The 4,489-nt window shown below is 59.8% G+C and carries 1 protein-coding gene and 2 pseudogenes; all 3 read left to right on the top strand.

All coding sequences use genetic code 11. From position 1 onward, the window contains the following. Positions 1-2,495, top strand: a pseudogene (locus ABF824_RS15735) (penicillin-binding protein 1A); the annotation flags it as partial. A 164-nt stretch (positions 2,496-2,659) separates the two neighbouring features. Next, positions 2,660-3,791, top strand: a protein-coding gene (gene prfB / locus ABF824_RS15730; RefSeq protein WP_415489910.1) for a peptide chain release factor 2 whose coding sequence is annotated in 2 segments (ribosomal slippage) — positions 2,660-2,728 and positions 2,730-3,791 — 1,131 coding nt in all. Because the reading frame shifts where the segments join, the coding sequence is not laid out codon by codon here. A 508-nt stretch (positions 3,792-4,299) separates the two neighbouring features. Next, a pseudogene (locus tag ABF824_RS15725) lies at positions 4,300-4,489 on the top strand (energy transducer TonB); the annotation flags it as partial.

Below are 4,489 nucleotides of genomic sequence, written 5' to 3'. Positions count from 1 at the left end.
CCTATCAGCCGCCGGTGATGAGCCGCCTCTATTCTGGTGATGATGCGCTGATTGCCGAGCTTGCGGCGGAACGGCGCGTGTTCGTGCCCTATTCAGCCATTCCGGATCGTGTGAAGAACGCTTTCCTTGCGGCCGAGGATCAGAAATTCTGGACCCATAAGGGTGTTGATCCTCTTGCCATTCTGCGCGCGGGGCTGACGGATCTTTCCCGTGGTAAGGGACGTCGTCCGCTTGGAGCTTCGACCATTACGCAGCAGGTGGCCCGCATCATGCTGCTGGGCTCGCAGGCCGTGTCGATGGAGCGCAAGGCCAAGGAAGCGTTGCTGGCCCTTCGCATCGAACAGGTGCTGCCCAAGGAAAAGATTCTCGAGATCTATCTGAACGAAATTTATCTCGGGAACGGGGCTTATGGCATCGGCGCGGCCTCTCAAGCCTATTTCAACAAGCCGCTCGATCAGCTCGACGATTCCGAGGCCGCTTTCCTTGCGGCGCTGCCGAAATCTCCAACCAACTACAATCCTTACCGTTATCCGGATGCGGCGCGGGGACGTCGCAACTGGATTCTCGACCGTATGCAGGATCTTGGCTGGCTCGATGCGCAGTCGGTGCAGGCGGCGAAGCAGGAAGCGCTGGCCACCAAAAGTTTCCGTCGTCCGGGACCGGCGCCTGGTTCTGAGTGGTTCAGCGAAGAAGTGCGGCGCGAACTGATTGAGAAATATGGCGTCCAGCAGACCATGCAGGGCGGCCTCGCCATTCACACTAGTCTCGATCCATCCCTTCAGTCGCTTGCCACCTCCGCCCTTCGTGACGGGTTGATGGCATATGACCGTTCGCACGGCGGCTGGCGGGGAGGGGTAGGGCATCTTGATGCCGTCACCCGCGCAACGGCGCAGGACGAAGCCCTGTGGAGCGCTGCCCTTATGTCGGCGCAGCATCCTGCGGGAATGCTTGACCGTTGGCGGCTCGCGGTCGTGCTCGATTAAGGCAATGGCAGCGTCGGGTGGCTGGAAGGCGGCGTTCCCCGGCGCGCAACGCTGCTGTCGAAGGATCTGGGCTGGATGCGGGTTTATCGCTCCATGCGTCCGGGTGATCTGGTGATGGTCGAGCCGCAGGCGGAAGGCGGTCATGTCGCGATTCGCCAGATTCCGAAAATCGAGGGCGCCGTGGTGACGATGGACGCGCACACCGGGCGCGTGCTGGCGCTGACGGGTGGCTGGTCGTTTGAAGCCTCCCAGTTCAACCGTGCCACACAGGCGATGCGACAGCCTGGTTCGTCGTTCAAGCCGTTCGTTTATCTCACGGCGATGGAGCAGGGGATTTCTCCCTCGCAGAAGTTCAGCGATTCGGCGGTTTCCTATGGCAGCTGGCATCCGAATAACTACGAAAACGATTTCTGGGGACCGACCACCCTGCATGACGCGTTGCGGGAATCCCGCAATCTCGTAACGATCCGGCTGGCCGCTCATATCGGCATCAAGAGCGTGGCGAAGGTGGCCGAGGATATCGGTCTTGTGCAGAACATGCCGCATGTGCTGCCCGCCGCGCTTGGCGCGGTGGAAACGACGGTGCTGCGTGAAGCAGGCGCATACGCCACGATCGCCAATGGTGGTCGCAAGGTCACGCCCACGCTGATCGACACCGTTCAGGATCGTGATGGTCATGTGATGTGGCGGCCAGAAGGATTGGCTCTGTCCATCACTGCGCCTTCCGCTGACCAGCAGCCGAAGGCAGCCGATGCTTCCGGTCCCAGCGCGATCTTCCCCACGGCGGACGCTGGTGGTGCAGCCGGACCGGCGACGGAGTCTGCAACTTCATCTTCGCCGTCGACAGCGCCTTTGCCGGGACAGAACGATATACCGGCACTCCTCGACCAGCGCGCGCCCATCGCCAGTGAAGCCAGTGCCTTCCAGATTACGGCGATGTTGGAAGATGTTATCAAGCGAGGCACGGGCGTGCGGGCAGGGGTGGGGATCGATAACCCCATCGCGGGCAAGACGGGCACCAGTCAGGACTTCAACGACGCATGGTTCGCTGGATATTCCGCCGATCTGGTGACAATCGTCTGGATTGGTTACGACCAGCCGCAGTCGATTGGCAAAAACGAAACGGGTGGAGCCATCGCTGGGCCGATCTGGAATAAGATCATGAAGGAAGCGCTGGCGGGACGCCCGAAACTTGATTTCCGTGTTCCAGATGATGTGACGCTTGTTCGTTACGATACGGGACGTGGCGTGACGGTTGATGCTTTCAAGGCCGACCAGACGCCGGGTCAGAGCGATAGCTATGCCGCCGGAAGCCCGGGAACGGGCGAGCTGACGGCTGCTGATACGGGTGCGGAAAATCTGCCCGCGTCCGAAAGCGACATGTCGACGACGAGCGAGGGTGCATCTGCTGGCGGTGGCGGTGCTGCGCCTGCGGGGGGCGCTTCCGTTCCGGCTCAGACAGCGCCGCAGCAGCCGACCGGCGGCGATATTGGCATGGGTGGTCTGTATTAATCTGGCTGACCATGCCATGGGGTCTTGATACCGGAAAATGTTGAGCAGGGTTGGTGGCTCACGGCAGGAGGCATTTTCTTGTGTGCCGCAAGGGATGACATCCTGCGCGGCTGCCTGTATTCAGCCCCGTTGAACCCACCCCAAGAGACGGAGTCACGGTCGCCATGTCCGCCGAGACAGAAGCGCTCAATGAGCAGATCAAGCAGTCGATTGCGCTGCTGAGGAGGCATCTTTGACTGGGATGTCGCACAGGGCAGACTTGCCGAACTGAATAACCGGGTCGAAGACCCCGACCTCTGGAACGACACCGAAGGCGCGCAGAAGATCATGCGCGAGCGGACGCTTCTGGCCAACCAGATCGAGGGTGTCCAGAATCTGGAGAACGAGGTCGAGGATACGCTCGAACTCATCACGATGGCGGAAGACGAAGGCGACGCCGATATGGTCGCCGACGGCATGAAGACGCTGAACCGTCTGGCGGAAGAGGCCAAACGCCGGGAAACGGAAAGCCTTCTCTCGGGCGAGGCGGACAGCAATGACTGCTATCTGGAAGTGAACGCCGGTGCAGGTGGCACGGAGGCTCAGGATTGGGCCGAAATGCTGCTGCGCATGTACACCCGCTGGGCCGAGGCGCATGGCTACAAGATCACCATGATCGAAAGCTCCGAAGGCGAGCAGGCCGGTATCAAATCGGCAACGATTCAGGTCTCTGGTCCGAACGCCTATGGTTGGCTGAAAACCGAGGCGGGCGTGCATCGTCTGGTCCGTATTTCACCGTTCGACGCGGCGGCGCGGCGGCAGACATCCTTTGCTTCCGTCTGGGTCTTCCCGGTGGTCGATGACACCATCGAGATCGAGATCAACGAAGCGGACCTGAAGGTCGATACATTCCGTGCATCCGGCGCGGGCGGACAGCACGTCAACAAGACGGAATCCGCCATCCGTATCACCCACGTTCCGACCGGTATCATCGTGGCGTGTCAGACAGACCGTTCCCAGCATCGTAACCGTGCGACGGCCATGGGAATGCTGCGCGCGCGGATGTATGAGGCGGAACTCCAGAGACGTGAGGCCGCTGCCGCCCAGACAGAAGCGGCCAAGACCGATATCGGCTGGGGCCATCAGATCCGGTCCTACGTCCTCGCGCCGTATCAGATGGTGAAAGACCTTCGCACCAACGTTGAAAAAGGCAATCCGGACGCCGTCCTTGACGGGGATCTGGATGACTTCATGGCGGCGTCTCTGGCCGCCCGTGTGGGCGCCACACGCTCCGAAGCCAGCGCTGTCGCGCAGTAAGGCTATGGATGGAGATCTTGCCCGTCATAGGCGGCAGATCTCCATCAATTCCGGAAAATCTGTTCTCTGAAAAGCTTGGATTGAATGTCCGGCTCAGCCTCCTGAGTCCCGATGTCTTTCTGCCGCATTTCGCTTTTCCAGCCCGTTGATAAAAATCAGAAGGCTGGTCGATAATTTTTTTTGTTTTCAATTTTTCCGTGATGTCCGGAAATGGATATTGTTCCACGAATGCTTCTCGATCGCATTTTTCCCGGTTTTCAGCCATCCGGCTCTTATTTTCATTGTGACATGGATACAAAAATTCTTGATAACACTATGAGTTGTTGTGGAAATTTCTCGAAAGCCAATGCCCGACCGGCTTGACATTCGGGCCGCTGATTTGCCCAATCCCCTGCTTGATGACGCGGTGCTGAGCGTGCCGTGTTCGTAAATTGCGGTCATTGATCGGCTGGTAGACGGCAGAGGCGCTGTGTGCGTCGTCCAGCCAGCGAAAGGGGAGGTTTCCTGTATGCAGGAGTACGCGCAACAGCGACGTGACCCGATGCAGAAAGTGATCGGGATCGGAGGGGTTGCTCTGGTCTCTGCGGTTTTGGGCGGGATCTATCTGACATGGGTGGATAAAGAGCCTGTGCCGGTCACGCGCCCCCCTCTCAAGGCGGAAATCATTCATCCGGTGAAGCCCCCGCCGCCTCCACCAC

Origin of the sequence: Acetobacter sp., assembly GCF_047721705.1 — a bacterium.
Taxonomy (GTDB): domain Bacteria; phylum Pseudomonadota; class Alphaproteobacteria; order Acetobacterales; family Acetobacteraceae; genus Acetobacter.
The sequence above is the reverse complement of the archived record's forward strand: the minus strand, read 5'-3'. Positions and strand labels throughout refer to the sequence as shown.